This is a genomic window from Bacillus sp. AP8 (assembly GCF_000321185.1).
In the GTDB taxonomy this organism is placed as follows: domain Bacteria; phylum Bacillota; class Bacilli; order Bacillales; family DSM-1321; genus Bacillus_AD; species Bacillus_AD massilioanorexius.
On sequence record NZ_CAPG01000027.1, the window covers coordinates 206,752 to 222,943 of the forward strand.

The 16,192-nt window shown below is 34.6% G+C and carries 18 protein-coding genes; 17 read left to right on the plus strand and 1 reads right to left on the minus strand.

The window, feature by feature from the left end:
• The first annotated feature begins 204 nt into the window (after positions 1–204).
• From spoIIIAA to BN349_RS05710, 8 genes are read left to right on the plus strand one after another with little or no spacing between them, the layout of a single operon-like run.
• Positions 205–1,131 (plus strand): stage III sporulation protein AA, encoded by a 927-nt coding sequence (gene spoIIIAA, locus BN349_RS05675; RefSeq protein WP_019241311.1) that lies wholly within the window; start codon positions 205–207, stop codon positions 1,129–1,131.
• Positions 1,128–1,643 (plus strand): stage III sporulation protein SpoIIIAB, encoded by a 516-nt coding sequence (spoIIIAB, locus tag BN349_RS05680; RefSeq protein ID WP_019241312.1) that lies wholly within the window; start codon positions 1,128–1,130, stop codon positions 1,641–1,643. Before spoIIIAA ends, spoIIIAB begins: the two co-directional genes overlap by 4 nt.
• A 23-nt stretch (positions 1,644–1,666) precedes the next feature.
• Positions 1,667–1,870 carry a stage III sporulation protein AC gene (gene spoIIIAC, locus BN349_RS05685; RefSeq protein WP_019241313.1) on the plus strand — a complete coding sequence of 68 codons (204 nt, stop codon included), beginning with the start codon at positions 1,667–1,669 and terminating at the stop codon, positions 1,868–1,870.
• A gap of 25 nt (positions 1,871–1,895) precedes the next feature.
• Complete coding sequence (gene spoIIIAD / locus BN349_RS05690; protein ID WP_026089190.1) at positions 1,896–2,276, plus strand: stage III sporulation protein AD; 381 nt, start codon at positions 1,896–1,898, stop codon at positions 2,274–2,276.
• A 24-nt stretch (positions 2,277–2,300) separates the two neighbouring features.
• Entirely contained in the window at positions 2,301–3,494 is a 1,194-nt protein-coding gene (gene spoIIIAE, locus BN349_RS05695; protein WP_019241315.1) for a stage III sporulation protein AE, read from the plus strand.
• 13 nt (positions 3,495–3,507) lie between these two features.
• Positions 3,508–4,125, plus strand: a complete 618-nt coding sequence (gene spoIIIAF / locus BN349_RS05700; protein WP_019241316.1) for a stage III sporulation protein AF — start codon at positions 3,508–3,510, stop codon at positions 4,123–4,125.
• Between the two features lie 17 nt (positions 4,126–4,142).
• Positions 4,143–4,787: a stage III sporulation protein AG gene (gene spoIIIAG / locus BN349_RS05705; RefSeq protein ID WP_026089191.1), complete on the plus strand. Its 645-nt coding sequence runs from the start codon at positions 4,143–4,145 to the stop codon at positions 4,785–4,787.
• 12 nt (positions 4,788–4,799) lie between these two features.
• The gene (locus BN349_RS05710) at positions 4,800–5,372 is read left to right on the plus strand and encodes a SpoIIIAH-like family protein (RefSeq protein WP_019241318.1); all 573 of its coding nucleotides are present in this window, start codon (positions 4,800–4,802) and stop codon (positions 5,370–5,372) included.
• Positions 5,373–5,524: 152 nt separating this feature from the next.
• Here BN349_RS05710 and BN349_RS05715 read toward each other — a convergent pair whose 3' ends face one another.
• On the minus strand, positions 5,525–6,910 hold the full coding sequence (locus BN349_RS05715) for a methyl-accepting chemotaxis protein (RefSeq protein ID WP_087960615.1): 1,386 nt from the start codon (positions 6,908–6,910) through the stop codon (positions 5,525–5,527).
• A 345-nt stretch (positions 6,911–7,255) separates the two neighbouring features.
• On the opposite strand from BN349_RS05715, the gene accB reads away from it, so the two are divergent.
• The 9 genes from accB (at position 7,256) to dxs (ending at position 16,191) form a co-directional block, all read left to right on the plus strand.
• Positions 7,256–7,756, plus strand: a complete 501-nt coding sequence (gene accB / locus BN349_RS05720; RefSeq protein ID WP_019241320.1) for an acetyl-CoA carboxylase biotin carboxyl carrier protein — start codon at positions 7,256–7,258, stop codon at positions 7,754–7,756.
• A gap of 13 nt (positions 7,757–7,769) precedes the next feature.
• Positions 7,770–9,122 carry an acetyl-CoA carboxylase biotin carboxylase subunit gene (accC, locus tag BN349_RS05725; protein WP_019241321.1) on the plus strand — a complete coding sequence of 451 codons (1,353 nt, stop codon included), beginning with the start codon at positions 7,770–7,772 and terminating at the stop codon, positions 9,120–9,122.
• 27 nt (positions 9,123–9,149) lie between these two features.
• A complete protein-coding gene (locus tag BN349_RS05730; RefSeq protein WP_019241322.1) occupies positions 9,150–9,560 on the plus strand; it encodes an Asp23/Gls24 family envelope stress response protein in 411 nt (136 codons plus the stop codon).
• A 444-nt stretch (positions 9,561–10,004) separates the two neighbouring features.
• On the plus strand, positions 10,005–10,397 hold the full coding sequence (gene nusB / locus BN349_RS05735) for a transcription antitermination factor NusB (RefSeq protein ID WP_019241323.1): 393 nt from the start codon (positions 10,005–10,007) through the stop codon (positions 10,395–10,397).
• A 34-nt stretch (positions 10,398–10,431) separates the two neighbouring features.
• Positions 10,432–11,289 (plus strand): bifunctional methylenetetrahydrofolate dehydrogenase/methenyltetrahydrofolate cyclohydrolase FolD, encoded by an 858-nt coding sequence (folD, locus tag BN349_RS05740; protein WP_019241324.1) that lies wholly within the window; start codon positions 10,432–10,434, stop codon positions 11,287–11,289.
• A 307-nt stretch (positions 11,290–11,596) separates the two neighbouring features.
• Positions 11,597–12,952, plus strand: coding sequence for an exodeoxyribonuclease VII large subunit (gene xseA, locus BN349_RS05745; RefSeq protein WP_019241325.1), 1,356 nt, complete (start codon positions 11,597–11,599; stop codon positions 12,950–12,952).
• A complete protein-coding gene (xseB, locus tag BN349_RS05750; RefSeq protein ID WP_019241326.1) occupies positions 12,945–13,178 on the plus strand; it encodes an exodeoxyribonuclease VII small subunit in 234 nt (77 codons plus the stop codon). Before xseA ends, xseB begins: the two co-directional genes overlap by 8 nt.
• Positions 13,179–13,182: 4 nt before the next feature.
• A complete protein-coding gene (locus BN349_RS05755) occupies positions 13,183–14,076 on the plus strand; it encodes a polyprenyl synthetase family protein (RefSeq protein ID WP_019241327.1) in 894 nt (297 codons plus the stop codon).
• A gap of 222 nt (positions 14,077–14,298) precedes the next feature.
• Entirely contained in the window at positions 14,299–16,191 is a 1,893-nt protein-coding gene (gene dxs, locus BN349_RS05760) for a 1-deoxy-D-xylulose-5-phosphate synthase (RefSeq protein ID WP_019241328.1), read from the plus strand.
• The last annotated feature ends 1 nt before the right edge of the window (position 16,192 follow it).

Sequence of the window (16,192 nt, forward strand, 5' to 3'; positions counted from 1 at the left end):
GAGCCTATTTTTTTGTTCACGGAAATTAGATTCAATCGTGTCTCTCATAAAGTGTAACTATTCGATATGTTCTTATTACCTGTGAATATCTAATAGGTCTTTTGCCAAAAGGGGTTTTATACAAATAGTTTTGGTTTATAGGCATAAAGTGTACATGCTGCCCATACATTGTAAAAGAATACGTTAACAAGAGAGGGGGCTTGTATGCAATCTATTTTTTCATTATTTCCAAAAAGAATCACAGCCTTTTTGCAAAACATGCCTTCTGAAAAATGGGAATCAATTGAAGAAATCCGAATACGAATTGGTCGAAATATTGAGATTTCATCTGGTAGGTCATACGAGCTTTTACCTTTAGTCATAACAGAAGAAGATGCTGAGCAGTTATTAAATACTATTACTCATTTCTCTATGTACACGATGGAGGAAGAATTAAAAAGAGGCTACATAACTATTGAGGGTGGACATCGAGTTGGAATAGCTGGGAAAGTTATTTTGGATCAAGGTAATGTTAAAGCCATTATTCATATTTCCTCTTTCAACATTCGGATTGCTAAAGAGAAAATAGGCTGTTCTGAACAGTTAATACCTCATTTATATAATGCTGGTTGGGAAAATACATTGATTATTGGACCTCCTCAAACGGGAAAAACAACGATTTTACGAGATTTAGCAAGAATTATTTCAAGTGGATGTTCATCCAAATACATTACTGCATTAAAGGTGGGTATTGTTGATGAACGTTCTGAAATAACGGGATGTGTTCGAGGGGTACCTCAATTGCAATTTGGACCGAGAGTGGATGTTTTAGATGCGTGCCCTAAAGCTGAAGGTATGATGATGTTGATCCGTTCCATGTCACCTGATGTTATCATCGCTGATGAAATTGGAAGAGAAGAAGATGCCCTATCGGTTCAGGAAGCCATTAATGCAGGAATAAAGCTAATCATTTCAGCCCATGGCTTCTCAATAGAAGATGTACTAAAAAGACCAACCATTCGCAAAATAATGGAGTTAGAAGTCTTTAATCGCTTTGTTTTATTAAGAAGAAATGTAAGAGATGGTTTTAGTTTTGCTGTTTATGATACTAACGGTAACCCTTTATTAACAGAAAGAAGCGTGAAGGTATGATTAAGCTTTTAGGGGCAGCACTCATTCTTATCGCTAGTACAGTGATAGGTTTTGAAATTTCACGCCATTTAGGAAAGAGGCCTAAACAACTTCGATATTTCATTACAGCTTTGCAAGCGCTTGAAGCAGAAATAATGTTTGGACATATGCCTTTACAAGAGGCTTCCTATCGAATTTCAAAGCAATTACCTTTCCCGTTGAATAAGTTTTTCCACTTATTTTCAGATAAGTTAAAACAGACAGATGCCAGTGTGAAAAATATGTGGGAAACCTGTTTTATTGAATTGAAGGACTTTTTAGCTCTTAAGCAAAATGATATCGAAATCCTCGCACAATTCGGTGAAACTTTAGGAAAACATGATCGCTATCAGCAACAAAAACAAATTCTTCTTACGATGTCACATATTGAGAGAGAAGAAAATGAAGCTCTTCAACATCAAAAAAAATATGAAAAGATGGTAAAAAGTTTAGGATTTTTAACAGGTTTACTACTTATTATTTTACTTTTGTAAACAACATGTAGGAGGAAACTAGAATGGGGATAGAAGTTGGTTTAATATTCAAAATCGCAGGTGTTGGCATCGTGATAGCATTCATAAATACATTGCTAGAGCAAATCAACAAAAAAGAATATTCACAATGGGTAACTTTATTTGGTTTTATCTACATTTTGTTTATGGTGGCACAAATCATTGAACAGTTATTTGACAAAATTAAGTCCGTTTTTCTGTTTCAATAGCAAGGAGGGATGAGCAATCGAAATTATAAAAATAGTGGGTATTGCTTTATTAGCTACCTTCCTAGCAACCATAGTAAAAGAGCAAAAACCGAATTTCGCTTTTCTTCTTATTATATTTGTTGGTTGTTCAATCTTTTTATTATTAGTTGAGCAAATATCAAACATAATTAAAATGCTGTTAGCTATTGCTCAACAAGCAAAAGTAAATATGGTCTATTTAGAAATAATTCTAAAAATAATTGGAGTAGCCTATGTAGCTGAATTTGCCTCTCAAATCACTAAAGATGCAGGTCAAGGTACGCTAGCCTCTAAGATTGAATTAGCAGGAAAAATCATTATATTAGCTATGGCGATTCCAATCCTAACCGTCATGATTGAAACGATACTAAATTTAATTCCTAGCTAAGGATAGGTAAGAAGAGGTGAAGAGATGAAGCGATGGTTTCTATTTCTATTTATGGCAATAATATTGTTTTTGGTTGTTCCACAAAATGTCCAAGCTTCACCAGAGGATAATAAAACGAATGAGACGGTATCAAAAGAATTGATCGATAAAGGTTTAAGTCAAATAGATATCGAAGAATTAAAGCAATTTTGGGATGAAATTATGGAGGAATATGGTGTGTTTCTCCCAGAAGGTCAAAAAGGTAGTTTAATGGATTTTATTAGTGGAGAAAAATCATTTTCGTTAAAAGGCTGGTTTTTAGGTGCTTTAAAATTTGTCTTTCACGAATTGGTGGTAAACGGTAAATTGTTAGGTATGCTGATTCTTCTTACGGTATTTAGCATGTTTTTACAGTCTTTGCAAAACGCTTTTGAGCAAAGCTCTATTAGTAAAGTTGCCTATAGCATTGTGTTTATGGTTTTGATCATTATTGCTCTTAATAGCTTTCATGTTGCGATTCAATATACTAAGGAAACGATTGATACGATTATATCCTTTTCGATGGCATTAGCACCATTACTAATTGCATTGATAGCTGCTTCTGGAGGATTGATATCAGCCTCCTTTTTTCATCCTGTTTTACTTTTTTTAATGAATACAAGCGGTCTAATCATAGGTAAAATCGTTCTACCACTTTTATTCTTAGCTACTATTTTAAGTATTGTCAGCACATTAACACAGCACTACAAAGTGACTCAATTAGCTGGTCTGATTAGAAATTGGAGTATCGGACTGCTTGGAGTATTCATGACTGTTTTTCTTGGTGTTATTTCGGTGCAAGGTGCATCAACAGCAATAGCGGATGGAATTACGATTCGGACCGCGAAATTTGTTACAGGAAATTTCATTCCAGTTGTCGGTAGGATGTTTACGGATGCTGCTGATACGGTAATCAGTGCTTCCGTTTTACTGAAAAATACTGTAGGCATCGCTGGTGTAGTCATAATCCTTCTTATTAGTGCATTCCCAGCCATTAAAATTCTTGTGATTGCATTTATATATAAGTTGACTGCGGCTGTACTTCAACCGCTAGGAGGAGGACCAGTCATACAGTGTTTAGATATTATGAGTAAAAGTATGATGTATATTTTCGCTGCATTGGCTATCGTTTCGGTGATGTTTTTCTTAAGCATGACAATTATTATTGCAGCTGGAAATGTCACATTAATGGTCAGGTAGGTGAGGTGTATAGATGAGTATACTAACCGAATGGATCACAAGTATTATTGTTTTTATTCTATTAGCCACCGTAATTGATATGTTATTACCAAATTCAAGCTTTCAAAAATATGCCAAAATGGTAATCGGTTTATTGTTAATCGCCATATTGATTTCGCCTATTTTTAAATTACTTTCAACAGATTTTGAAGATATTGTTGCATCAATGAATGATGCAAATAATGTCGAAAAAGGTAGCATGGAAAATGAGATTAATATGAAGAAAAAAGAAATACAAGAGGCGCAAACTGCATATTATTTAGAAGAAATGGCTGTCCAATTAAAAAAAGAAGGGGAAGAGGAGTTGATTAATCAATACAATTACCAAATCAAGCATATAGAAGTTTCTACAAAGAATCAAAATAATCCTGAAAATTCAAATGATTTAGATCGGGTTTCGGTTGTACTTGAAAAGGCAGAGAAACAAAATGAATCGATAGAAACGATTCAGAAGATTGAAATAAACACACAAGAACCTCTGCCAATAGAAGAATACAAAACCGAAGAAATTACAAAATTCTTAGCAAATGTATGGAAAATGGATGAAGAAAAAATCGAGATCGTATTTGAAAGGAGGGGTTCAGAAAGTTGAAGGAGGATAACTCATTTTTGAAACGGATCAAGAATTTCTTTAAACAAAACTCTAATAAAACAGATGAAGCAAAAAATAAAAAACCATCACTCTATTTCTATATGTTAATTGTACTCGTATTAGGTGCGGTGTTTATGGTAGGTAGTGAATTTTTGTCTAAGTCACCGTCCACTTCTTCCTCAAATGTTTTACCCACAATGAAGCAGCAAGAGTCTGAGAATGTTGAAACTTTTGGTCAAAAAGGAGATAAAACAGATAGAGAAATTGCTGATTACGAACGTGATTTTGAAAATCAAATAAAAGAAGCGCTAGAAACTGTTGCTGGAGTTTCCGACGTTACCGTTGTAGTCAATGTGGATGCTACGGAACTTAAAATATATGGGAAAAATAACGTCACCAATAAACAAGTGACAGAAGAAACCGATCGAGAAGGTGGCAAAAGAACGGTCGAAGATACATCTAAAGATGAGCAATTTGTTATTGTAAGAGACGGTGAAAAAGAAGTGCCACTAATTCAAGAAACAAAGAAACCAGGAATTCGAGGTGTTTTAGTAGTTGCAAAAGGCGCTGACAATATTACCGTGAAAAAATGGATTATAGATGCTGTAACGAGAGTCTTAGACGTACCAAGTCACCGAGTGGCAGTTCTGCCAAAAAAATAAGGAGGAAATGAAATGTTATTAAAAAAACAAACTGTTTGGTTGTTAACGATGTTAAGTTTAGTTATTGTATTGTCTGTTTATTATGTTATAACTCCACCAAAAAACTCGAATGATATGGCAACAACTGTCCAAAATGAGGACAAACAGGAAGAAAAAAATACATCTGAATCTAGATCAAAAGCTGAAGGCAAAACGAAAGCAACTTCGAGTGAAATTACGATATCCAATGAAAATGAGTCATTTGAAAATGCAAGATTGGAAATTAATGATCAAAGAAATAAGCAGTTAGAGGAGTATTCAAAAGTTATGGCAAATACAGAATTAACTGCTGAAGAAAGAAAAGAAGCGAATGATGCGATGGAAGAAATTAATGAAGCTAGTAATTTAGAAACAATGCTAGAAACATTTATCGTAGGTATGGAAGACTATCAAGCAGCCTTAGTACATGTTGATAACGGAAAAGTAAAAGTGACTGTTCAAGCAAAAGATTTATCTAAAACAGCGGCCAACCAAATTATCCGTCTAGTTAATCAAGAAGTACCTAGTGTAGGGGATGTTGCAGTAGTTTTACAACCAACTGAATAAGATGAATAATATTATCAATGTATATCATAGATAATAAAAAGTGGTTGGATCAAAGCTTTGCTTTTGATCCAACCACTTTTTGATATGTTTTATTCTTTTTCTTATAAATACACTTAGTCGTTAGTTGGTGAGAATGAACTAAACTCTACCATTCAAAGCTTCGCTTTCACTTCATATAAATTAACTAGATTTTGAATGGAGTAATCAGCATCTTTTATAGCAGAAATTAAATGAAAGTTTTGATCGGTTTGATTACTAGTAGTATATGATAGTTCTTGAAGTTGAGCATTTTCTTCTTCGAGAATACCTGTGAATTGATCGATTGCAATTTCTACTTTTTGTGAAGCCTCCTGAATAGATACAATGAAAGAATGTGATTCAACTAGTTGAATTTTTAAACTAGTAATATTTTTTGCGATTGTTGTGAATCTTTGTTTGGCGTCTTTAGCTAAAGATGTATTCTCTGAAATGGTTTGGCTGGCATTCTGTATACTTTGATTTGTAGCATCTGTTTCATTATTTACTGTGATTAAATTTTTGGAAATATGTTCGGCAGTAGCATGTGAAATTTCAGCAAGCTTTCTTACTTCTTCTGCAACTACTGCAAAGCCTTTTCCACTGTCCCCAGCTCTAGCGGCTTCAATTGATGCATTGAGTGCCAATAGATTCGTTTGCTTGGCAATTTGTTGAATATCATTTACATAAGCGACTGCTTCATGAACTTCGTTTGATAGCGCATTCATTTTTTCTGAAATTTTTTCCATTTGTTTAGCGTATAGGTTCATTTCATTTTCTAATTGTGCCATAAATATATTTCCGTCTGTTGCATCTTTTTCGGTCGTGTTTACTTTATCTAATGATTGCGTGGAAAGGTACGTATATTGATCAATCATGTTACTTGATTCTAGTAAAGATTCTCTTATTTCGATTACAGTATCTGATTGATGTTGGATACCTGCTGCTAACTCGGAAAAACCTGCTGTCATTTCGATATTTGCTTGGTGATGTTCTTCACTTTTTGTACGTACAGTGGTCATCATACTAGAAATGACGGTTGTATTCTCTTGAAGCATCTTCTGATTTTGTTTTTGTTGATCGAGAAGATATTCCGTCTCTTGTTGAAATGTATGAACATCATTGGTAAGTTGTTTTGCTAATTTAAATTGAAAGTGTAAAAGGATACAAACAAGGGTATGGATAAGAAAGATGGTTACATAACTTTTAGTTTCAAGCCCAATGGCATCGTGATGTCTTAAAGTAAATGAAATAAGCATTAAAACGCCAAAAATATAACCAAGCCATAAAATTATTTTATCAGTATAGATAGCACAGGTGGCGACTACGAAGTAAACAAGTAATATGGCTGTTGGTGAAACGCTATTTTCCATAATGACGTAAAGGACAATTGCAACAAACACTGAGCACAAGTAGGGAATGATCGTAATACCTTTTTGGGCTTTATGTAAGATTGCAATGATTCCAACCGCAATAATTCCACCAATTAAAATCGATAAAATAATTGCTAATTCTTTTTTCATAGCAATATCGACAATGGTTGCAAGAATCGTTGAAAGAAAGGTCGCTTTAATAACTAAACTATTTTTTCGATTTAAGTCTTTCAACTTAATTTGGTTAATTTCTCCCAAAAAAATCCCACCTTTTTCAAAAATATGAATATCTTGTGAGATAATATTAAACTATTTAGAATATTTTGTGAAGATTGTACTAGTTAAAATGTTTTTATTTCTAAATAGTTTAAAAATTTTGGATTTGATATTATGATTAAAGAAATGATGTTATGAAAATAATACATTGAATTCTCACTAGATATTATATTATGATATTAGTATCTAGTCACAAAAACAACGAAGGGGTGTCTTAAGGTGTTAAAAGTACAAGAAATTAGAGAAATTATTAAATTAGTAGATGGATCAAGTATACAGGAGTTTGTTTTCGAACAAGATGGTACGAAAATTAAATTGAAAAAAAATGATGGTACTGTAGTGACTGTTCCAGCGGTTCAGCCACAAGCACAAGTTCAAGTTGCTCCGGTTGTAGAAGCAGAACCAGTTAAAGAAGTTAAAGAAGTTAAACCAGCAGTGGAAGCAGCACCAGTTAAAGAAGCCGCTCCAGTAGAAGAAGATTTACATCAAATCGTTTCTCCAATGGTAGGAACATTCTATGCTTCTCCATCTCCAGATGCAGAAGCATATGTAAAAGTAGGATCAAAAGTTGGGGAAGAAGATGTAGTTTGTATTGTTGAAGCAATGAAACTGTTCAATGAAATCAATGCTGAAGTAAAAGGCGAAATCGTTGAAATTTTAGCTAAAGATGGTCAGCTTGTAGAATATGGACAACCTTTATTCTTAGTGAGAGCAGAGTAAGGAGAATACAGCCATGATAAAAAAAGTGTTAATTGCAAATAGAGGAGAAATCGCAGTTCGAATTATTCGTGCTTGCAAAGAGCTTGGTGTAGAAACAGTTGCTGTTTATTCAGAAGCAGATCGTGATGCATTACATGTGCAATTAGCAGATGAATCTTATTGTATTGGGCCTACACTTTCAAAAGATAGCTATTTAAATACTGTAAATATTATTAGTACTGCCAAAAAAACTGAATGTGATGCAATACATCCAGGCTATGGATTCCTTGCAGAAAATGCGAGCTTTGCTGAACTTTGTAGAGAATGCAATATTACTTTCATTGGCCCGTCACCAGAAGCAATTACAAAAATGGGTACGAAGGATATTGCTAGAAATACAATGGAAGCTGCAGGAGTACCAATCGTTCCTGGTTCAAAGGGTATTATTAAAGATACAGATGAAGGACTAGAAATCGCTAAATCTATTGGATTCCCAGTTATTATTAAAGCTACTGCAGGCGGAGGCGGAAAAGGTATCCGTGTTGCAAGAGATGAAGAAGATTTAGTTAAAGGTATTAATATAACTCAACAAGAGGCAGCAACTGCTTTCGGTAACCCTGGTGTTTACTTAGAAAAGTATATCGAGGACTTCCGTCATGTGGAAATCCAAGTACTAGCTGACAATCATGGAAATGCTATCCATTTAGGTGAAAGGGATTGTTCAATTCAAAGAAGATTGCAAAAACTTCTTGAAGAAACGCCATCTCCAGCTTTAAATGAAGAAACTCGAAAAAAAATGGGTGAAGCAGCAGTAAAAGCTGCATTAGCTGTTGATTATTCGGGTGCAGGTACAGTAGAATTTATATATGATTACCGTGATAATAAATTTTATTTCATGGAAATGAATACTCGTATTCAAGTAGAGCATCCAGTAACTGAAATGGTAACCGGTGTAGATTTAATTAAAGAACAAATCTTTGTTGCATCTGGAGAAAAACTTTCTTTAACTCAAGATGAAGTAACATTTAATGGTTGGTCAATCGAATGTAGAATCAACGCTGAAAACCCTGAAAAGAATTTCATGCCGTCAGCTGGTAAGATTAAAATGTATTTACCACCAGGTGGCTATGGTGTAAGGGTTGATTCAGCGGCTTACCCAGGCTACACGATTCCTCCATATTATGATAGTATGATTGCTAAGGTCATTACTCATGGTAAAACACGACAAGAAGCTATTGATCGTATGAAACGTGCGTTAAGTGAGTTTGTAATCGAAGGCATTCATACAACAATTCCGTTTCATTTGAAGTTACTTCAGCATGAGAGTTTTGTAGAAGGAAACTTTAATACAAAGTTTCTTGAAAACCATGATGTTATGGGCTCTTAATGATTGAGAAAAGCTGGAGGTGTTTTTATGGCAGAGCAAAACAATATGCTCGAAATGATGCAAGGAAACAATAGTTTAGGGAAAGTAGAAATTGCTCCTGAAGTTATTGAAGTCATTGCAGGAATTGCGGCTTCTGAAGTAGAGGGAATCGCTCAAATGCGTGGAAACTTTGCGACAGGTGTTGTGGAAAGATTAGGAAAGAAAAACCATGGTAAAGGGGTTAAGGTTGAACTGGCGGAAGATGGAATTAAGGTTGATATCTTCTGTACAATTAAGTTCGGCGTTTCTATTCCTAAGGTGGCACAAGAAGCTCAAGACAATATCCGCCAAGCTTTAATTAATATGACTGCTCTTGAAGCAGAAGAAGTAAATATTCATGTTGTTGGTGTTGTTTTTGATGCACCAAAAGCAGAAGCAGATGTAGAAGCAGAAATCTAATGTAAACAGAAAAGGCCTGACTTCTTATATTACAGACAATATTTGTTTTGTAATAAAGAGTTAGGCTTTTTTCTGTTTACGTCTAAAATTATTATTCTTTGAATAGTGTTTAGGAGCCTTGTTTACACTGTGAATATCATCTTGAAATAATAAAATGCAAAATGTTTCCTCAGGAAAAATAGAAAATACATAGTCTGGAATCAAAAATCAACCGTTCAGTAGTATACATTTAAGTAAGAAGGAAGTTTATAAATTAGAGTTGGATTTTATTTTACAAAGTGATAGATAGTTGATAATCATTCATTATGTTAAGAAAAATGCACTCTTCCATAGGAAGTTTCACTGTATTATTGCATGAAACACTACCTTTCAGAGTTTGTTTATGCTATAGTGTGTACTATAAAAAAGCTACGATTTTTTGTTAGTGGTTAAAGGAGTAATTATATGAAGCGCAGAACAGCACGTGAGAAGGCATTACAAGCCTTATTTCAAATTGACCTATCAAAGGCAGATGTACAAGATGCAATTGATAGTGTTTTAGAAGATCAAAAAAATGATGAATATTTAGAGTTTCTAGTTAGAGGAACTGTAGATCATTTAGAAAAAATAGATGAAATTATTAAAGATAATTTAGAAAACTGGACTATTGAAAGATTAAGTAATATTGATCGTAATGTTTTACGAATAGCAACTTTTGAGATGTTAAAATCTACAGAGGTTCCTGTTAATGTAGTTATGGATGAAGGCATTGAGATTGCCAAAGATTTTGGTGATGATCAATCTGGTAAGTTTGTTAATGCAGTACTTTCAAAAGTAAAAGAGCATTTACATTTATAGAGATAATTCATACACAAGAGAGGGAGATTATGGCATGGCAGGCATCATAATTGACGGGACAGAGATATCTAAAAAGGTACGTGAAGAAATAGCTAAAGAGGTGGTAGAGCTTAAGGAAAAAGGCTTAACGCCAGGTTTAGCTGTTATATTAGTAGGTGATAATCAAGCATCTAAAACATATGTAGCTTCAAAAGAAAAAGCTTGTCAGCAATTAGGAATGCATTCCGTTTTATTGAAATTACCTGAAACGGTAACTCAAGAAGAATTATTAGAAAGAATTCAAGAGTTAAACGAAGATCAAAGTATTCATGGTATTTTAGTACAATTGCCTTTACCAAAGCATATCGATGAAAATCAAGTAATTGAATCGATTGTACCAGAAAAGGATGTAGATGGATTCCATCCTGTAAATATTGGGAAGTTATTAACAGGACAGGATACATTATATCCATGCACACCTTATGGTGTTATGATGATGTTGGATTATATTGGATGTAACCCGGCGGGTAAACATGCTGTAGTAGTTGGAAGAAGTAATATTGTTGGTAAACCAGCAGGTCAATTATTATTAAATAAAAATGCGACTGTTACATATTGTCATTCGAAAACTGTAGATATGGAAAAGTTTACGAAAGATGCTGATATTCTTGTTGTTGCGGTTGGTAAGCGAAACGTAATAACGAAGGAACATGTTAAACCTGGCGCAGTAGTAATTGATGTAGGTATGAATCGTGATGAGGCAGGCAAGTTATGTGGAGATGTTGCTTTCGACGAAGTGAAGGAAGTGGCTTCTTATATCACACCAGTTCCAAAAGGTGTAGGACCAATGACTATCACGATGCTCATGCATAATACAGTAAAGGCTGCTAAAAGCATACACTCTCTAATTTAAATCGTTTTATCTAAGAAAAATGACATTCATAAGAAGAAACGCTTAAAGAAAGTTGTCCAATTGTTTATAATAGCAGAGGGACAACTTTTTTATTGTGAGGAAATAAAAAAAGTTCATCATGAAATTAGCGGTTATACAAAATGTATACTATAGTCTAGTCGAATCGTTATTCACTCGGCTAGCTATTCTAAAGCCGACCTTTTAATATTTTAATAAAGATTTGAGAATATATTAAAAAGATTGAGCAAAGTTTGCGTATATTCGCTCTATTGGTTTTAGAACGCTTTTAAATGAAAAGAGGAATCGTATGACGGTTGAAAAATATGTGACTGTATCAGCATTAACTAAATATATCAAAAGAAAATTTGATTATGATCCCCATCTAAGAGATATGTATATTAAGGGTGAAATATCGAACTTTAAACAGCATTCGAGTGGTCACATGTATTTCACATTGAAAGATGAGCGGGCTAGAATCTCTGCCGTAATGTTTTCTTCTAGTAATCAGCAGCTTGTTTTTAAGCCTGAAAATGGCATGAAAGTTTTAATAAGAGGGGAAATCTCTGTTTTTGAACAAAGTGGCAATTATCAGGTATATGTTAGAGAAATGCATCCTGATGGAGTAGGTGACTTATTCGTTGCCTTTCAACAACTGAAAGAGCAATTAGAGAAAGAGGGACTTTTTCTAGAAGATCATAAGCAAAGTATACCGCCATACCCAACCACTATAGGAGTTATTACATCACCAACTGGGGCTGCTGTTCGTGATATTATCACAACCTTAAAAAGACGATACCCAATGGGGAGAGTGTTGATGTATCCAGCTTTAGTGCAAGGGCCACAAGCGCCAGATTCGATTGTTAAGGCAATTAATCAGGCTAATGCCAATAGTGAGATAGATGTTCTTATCGTTGGAAGAGGTGGAGGTTCCTTAGAAGAGCTGTGGGCGTTTAATGAAGAAAAGGTTGCTAGAGCTATTTATCACTCGAAAATTCCTATTATATCAGCTGTTGGTCATGAGACAGATACAACGATCGCTGACTTTGTGAGTGATATGAGAGCAGCAACGCCAACAGCGGCAGCAGAGCTTGCTGTCCCACATATAGTAGAATTAAAAAAACTCATTACATTGTATGTGTCAAAGTTAACTACTTTTGTAACTAATGAATTAAAACAAAAAGAACTAATATTATCTCGATTAGATAAATCTTATGCTTTTCGTTATCCTGAAAAACTATATGAGCAAAAGGTAGAACAATTTGATCGAGTTTTTGAAAGAATGCAAAAGGAAAATCAACGTTTTTTTGAAAGAAAAAAAGAGCAGGTTGAACAATTGCATCAGGCTTTAGTTAAGTTTCATCCGAGTGATCGTATACATTCTCAACAAGAGAATATACAGAAGTTAGAAAAACAAATAAATAGAAGCATGAAAATGATTATTCAAACGAAACAACAGTGTTTTTCTAGTACGTTGAGTAAATTAGGTGTTTTAAACCCTTTGAATATTATGGAGAGAGGATATAGCATCGCCTTTGATGAATCTAACCATGTTATAAAAAGTCAGATTCAAGTGAATAAAGGAGATACCATTTCTGTTGTGTTAAAGGATGGTCAATTAGTATGTGAAGTGAAAGATTGTAAGGAGGGTGCTATAAATGAGTAAGAATAATGAGTTGTCTTTTGAAGAGGCAGTTGAGCAATTAGAACATATTGTTGAATTACTAGAAGAGGGTGATGTACCTCTTGAAGAAGCAATTACAATATATAAAAAAGGGATGGACTTATCAAAAATATGTCATGGTAAGTTACAGCACGCCAAAGAGCAGTTGGTTGAAATTGTTGATGAAAATGGTGAATTAAAGCCTTTTCAAGTGAAAGAGGAGGAATAGAAGGATGCCTTCACTATCATTTGACAGTTTTATGAAAGAACATAAAGAAATAGTAGAAGCTGAACTAACAAGGCAAGTAGATTTATTAGCAGCTCCAGCAGTTTTAAAAGATTCGATGGTTTACTCTTTACAAGCTGGTGGTAAAAGAATTAGGCCATTATTAGTATTTGCGGTATTGGATGCATTCGGTTCGCCAACATCTAGAGGATTAGCTGCTGCATGTGGTATAGAAATGATTCATACCTATTCGTTGATTCACGATGACTTACCAAGCATGGACGATGATGATATACGTCGTGGAAAGCCAACTAATCATAAGGTTTATGGTGAAGCTAATGCCATTCTTGCTGGAGATGCATTATTGACATTATGCTTCCAAATTCTTGCTAATATGAATGTAGAAGAACTATCTGCGAACCAATTAGTAGAAGTAATCAAAGTGATTTCTACATGTGCGGGAGCAGAAGGAATGGTTGGGGGACAAACGGCTGACATGGAAGCGGAAGGTAAATCCATTTCCTTATCAGAATTAGAATATATTCACGAGCATAAGACGGGTAAACTTCTTACTGCGAGTGTTTTAACTGGTGCAATATTGGCAGGAGCGACAGAGGAACAAAAAAACATACTTTCTAAATTTTCTTACCACCTTGGATTAGCTTTTCAAATTCGAGACGATATCTTAGATATTGAAGGAGTGGAAGAAGAAATTGGAAAACCAGTTGGAAGTGACCTTGAAAATGATAAAAATACATATCCAGCACTTTTAACGTTAGAAGGTGCAAAAGAACGGCTAAATGAAGAAATTAATTTAGCAAAAGAATATTTACAAAGCCTACAATTAAACGATGAGCATTTAATGAATATAACAAAGCTAATCGCTGTAAGGAATAAATAATAAAGTACGAGAAACTGTATTTGTTATAAATAATATTTTGTGGTATATTGACGTAGAATAAATCTACATTATACAGTATTTAAACCGTATTTAAACAATAATTTTACTTTAATAATAGCCGATTGATTATTAGCTAGGCCGTTATCACAAGTGTGTTAACGGTTTTTTTCAAAACTAACGGACATATAATAGTTATAAACCGAAAGAAAGTGAGTGATCCTGTTGGATCTTCTAACGATAAAGGACCCTTCATTTTTGAAGAATATGAATACAAAGCAATTAGAGGAATTGAGTCAAGACGTAAGGGATTTTTTAATTAATAAGCTTTCTGTTACTGGCGGCCATATTGGACCAAACTTGGGTGTAGTCGAACTTACGATAGCATTACATAAAGAGTTTAATAGTCCAAAGGATAAATTCCTCTGGGATGTGGGTCATCAATCATATGTGCATAAAATATTAACAGGTAGAGCTAGTCAATTCGATAGCTTAAGACAGTATAAAGGACTATCTGGATTTCCAAAAATGGTAGAAAGCGAACATGATGTATGGGAAACTGGACATAGCTCCACGTCTTTGTCTGCTGCTATGGGAATGGCCATTGCACGCGATTTAAAAAAAGAAAAAAGTTATATTGTTCCGATTATTGGTGATGGTGCATTAACAGGTGGAATGGCCTTTGAAGCATTAAATCATATTGGCCATGAAAAGAAAGATATTATTGTTGTTTTGAATGACAATGGTATGTCTATAGCACCAAATGTCGGTGCTATTCATAATGTATTAGCTCAGCTTCGTACTGCTGGTAAATACAATTGGGTAAAAGATGAACTAGAATATATTCTTAAGAAAATTCCAGCTGTTGGAGGCAAATTAGCTGCTACTGCTGAGCGTGTGAAAGATAGCTTGAAATATTTAGTTGTCTCAGGGATGTTTTTTGAAGAGCTTGGTTTTACGTATTTAGGACCTGTAAATGGCCATAATTATGATGACTTAATAGAGCATATACGATATGCGAAAAAAACGTCTGGGCCTGTTCTTTTACATGTCATTACGAAAAAAGGTAAAGGCTATAAACCAGCAGAAACAGATAAGATTGGTACTTGGCACGGAACAGGTCCATATAAAATCGAAACAGGAGCATTTGTGCAAACGAAAGCAAAAGCGCCTGCGTGGAGTTCATTAGTAAGTGAGACTGTGAGAAGACTTGCTCGTGAAGATGAGCGAATAGTAGCAATCACACCGGCTATGCCAGTAGGATCAAAATTAGAAGGCTTTGCGTCCGAGTTTCCAGATCGTATGTTTGATGTTGGTATTGCTGAGCAACATGCTGCAACAGTAGCTGCAGGATTAGCAACTCAGAAAATGAAACCGTTTCTAGCGATTTATTCAACATTTTTACAGAGAGCATATGATCAGGTTGTGCATGATATTTGTCGTCCAAATTTAAATGTTTTCATAGGAATTGATCGTGCTGGTTTAGTCGGTGCAGACGGCGAGACACATCAAGGTGTATTTGATATCGCTTTTTTACGGAATTTACCTAATTTAGTATTGATGATGCCAAAAGATGAAAATGAAGGTCAACATATGGTGAATACCGCCATTAAATATGAAGATGGCCCAATAGCAATGCGTTTCCCTCGTGGAAACGGTTATGGCGTGAAAATGGATGAACAATTAAAAACGATACCAATTGGAAGCTGGGAAGTATTAAAGCCGGGTAAAGATGCAGTTATTTTAACATTTGGACCGTCTATTCCAATGGCTTTAGAAGCAGCTGATAAATTAGAAAAACAAGGAATATCGGTACAAGTCGTTAATGCAAGATTCATTAAACCATTTGACGAAACGATGTTAATGGATATTTTGAAAATGAATGTACCAATTTTAACGATTGAAGAAGCTATTCTTCAAGGTGGTTTTGGTAGTGCTGTACTTGAGTTTGCTCATGATCATGGCTATCATTCTGCTGTTATAGATCGTATGGGTATACCAGATCAATTTATTGAGCACGGCAGTGTCAATGAACTATTAGAAGAAATTTCATTTAATACAGAAGCGGTTGTTCTTACAATTCAAAAAATGACACCGCAAAAACAAAAAAGGGCTTGAA

Excerpts from the sequence above, each read along its gene's own strand:
- spoIIIAA (WP_019241311.1), top strand. The coding sequence starts at position 205 with ATGCAATCTATTTTTTCATTATTTCCAAAAAGAATCACAGCCTTTTTG.
- spoIIIAB (WP_019241312.1), top strand. The coding sequence starts at position 1,128 with ATGATTAAGCTTTTAGGGGCAGCACTCATTCTTATCGCTAGTACAGTG.
- spoIIIAC (WP_019241313.1), top strand. The coding sequence starts at position 1,667 with ATGGGGATAGAAGTTGGTTTAATATTCAAAATCGCAGGTGTTGGCATC.
- spoIIIAE (WP_019241315.1), top strand. The coding sequence starts at position 2,301 with ATGAAGCGATGGTTTCTATTTCTATTTATGGCAATAATATTGTTTTTG.
- spoIIIAF (WP_019241316.1), top strand. The coding sequence starts at position 3,508 with ATGAGTATACTAACCGAATGGATCACAAGTATTATTGTTTTTATTCTA.
- BN349_RS05710 (WP_019241318.1), top strand. The coding sequence starts at position 4,800 with ATGTTATTAAAAAAACAAACTGTTTGGTTGTTAACGATGTTAAGTTTA.
- BN349_RS05715 (WP_087960615.1), bottom strand. The coding sequence starts at position 6,910 with ATGAAAAAAGAATTAGCAATTATTTTATCGATTTTAATTGGTGGAATT.
- accC (WP_019241321.1), top strand. The coding sequence starts at position 7,770 with ATGATAAAAAAAGTGTTAATTGCAAATAGAGGAGAAATCGCAGTTCGA.
- BN349_RS05730 (WP_019241322.1), top strand. The coding sequence starts at position 9,150 with ATGGCAGAGCAAAACAATATGCTCGAAATGATGCAAGGAAACAATAGT.
- nusB (WP_019241323.1), top strand. The coding sequence starts at position 10,005 with ATGAAGCGCAGAACAGCACGTGAGAAGGCATTACAAGCCTTATTTCAA.
- folD (WP_019241324.1), top strand. The coding sequence starts at position 10,432 with ATGGCAGGCATCATAATTGACGGGACAGAGATATCTAAAAAGGTACGT.
- xseA (WP_019241325.1), top strand. The coding sequence starts at position 11,597 with ATGACGGTTGAAAAATATGTGACTGTATCAGCATTAACTAAATATATC.
- xseB (WP_019241326.1), top strand. The coding sequence starts at position 12,945 with ATGAGTAAGAATAATGAGTTGTCTTTTGAAGAGGCAGTTGAGCAATTA.
- BN349_RS05755 (WP_019241327.1), top strand. The coding sequence starts at position 13,183 with ATGCCTTCACTATCATTTGACAGTTTTATGAAAGAACATAAAGAAATA.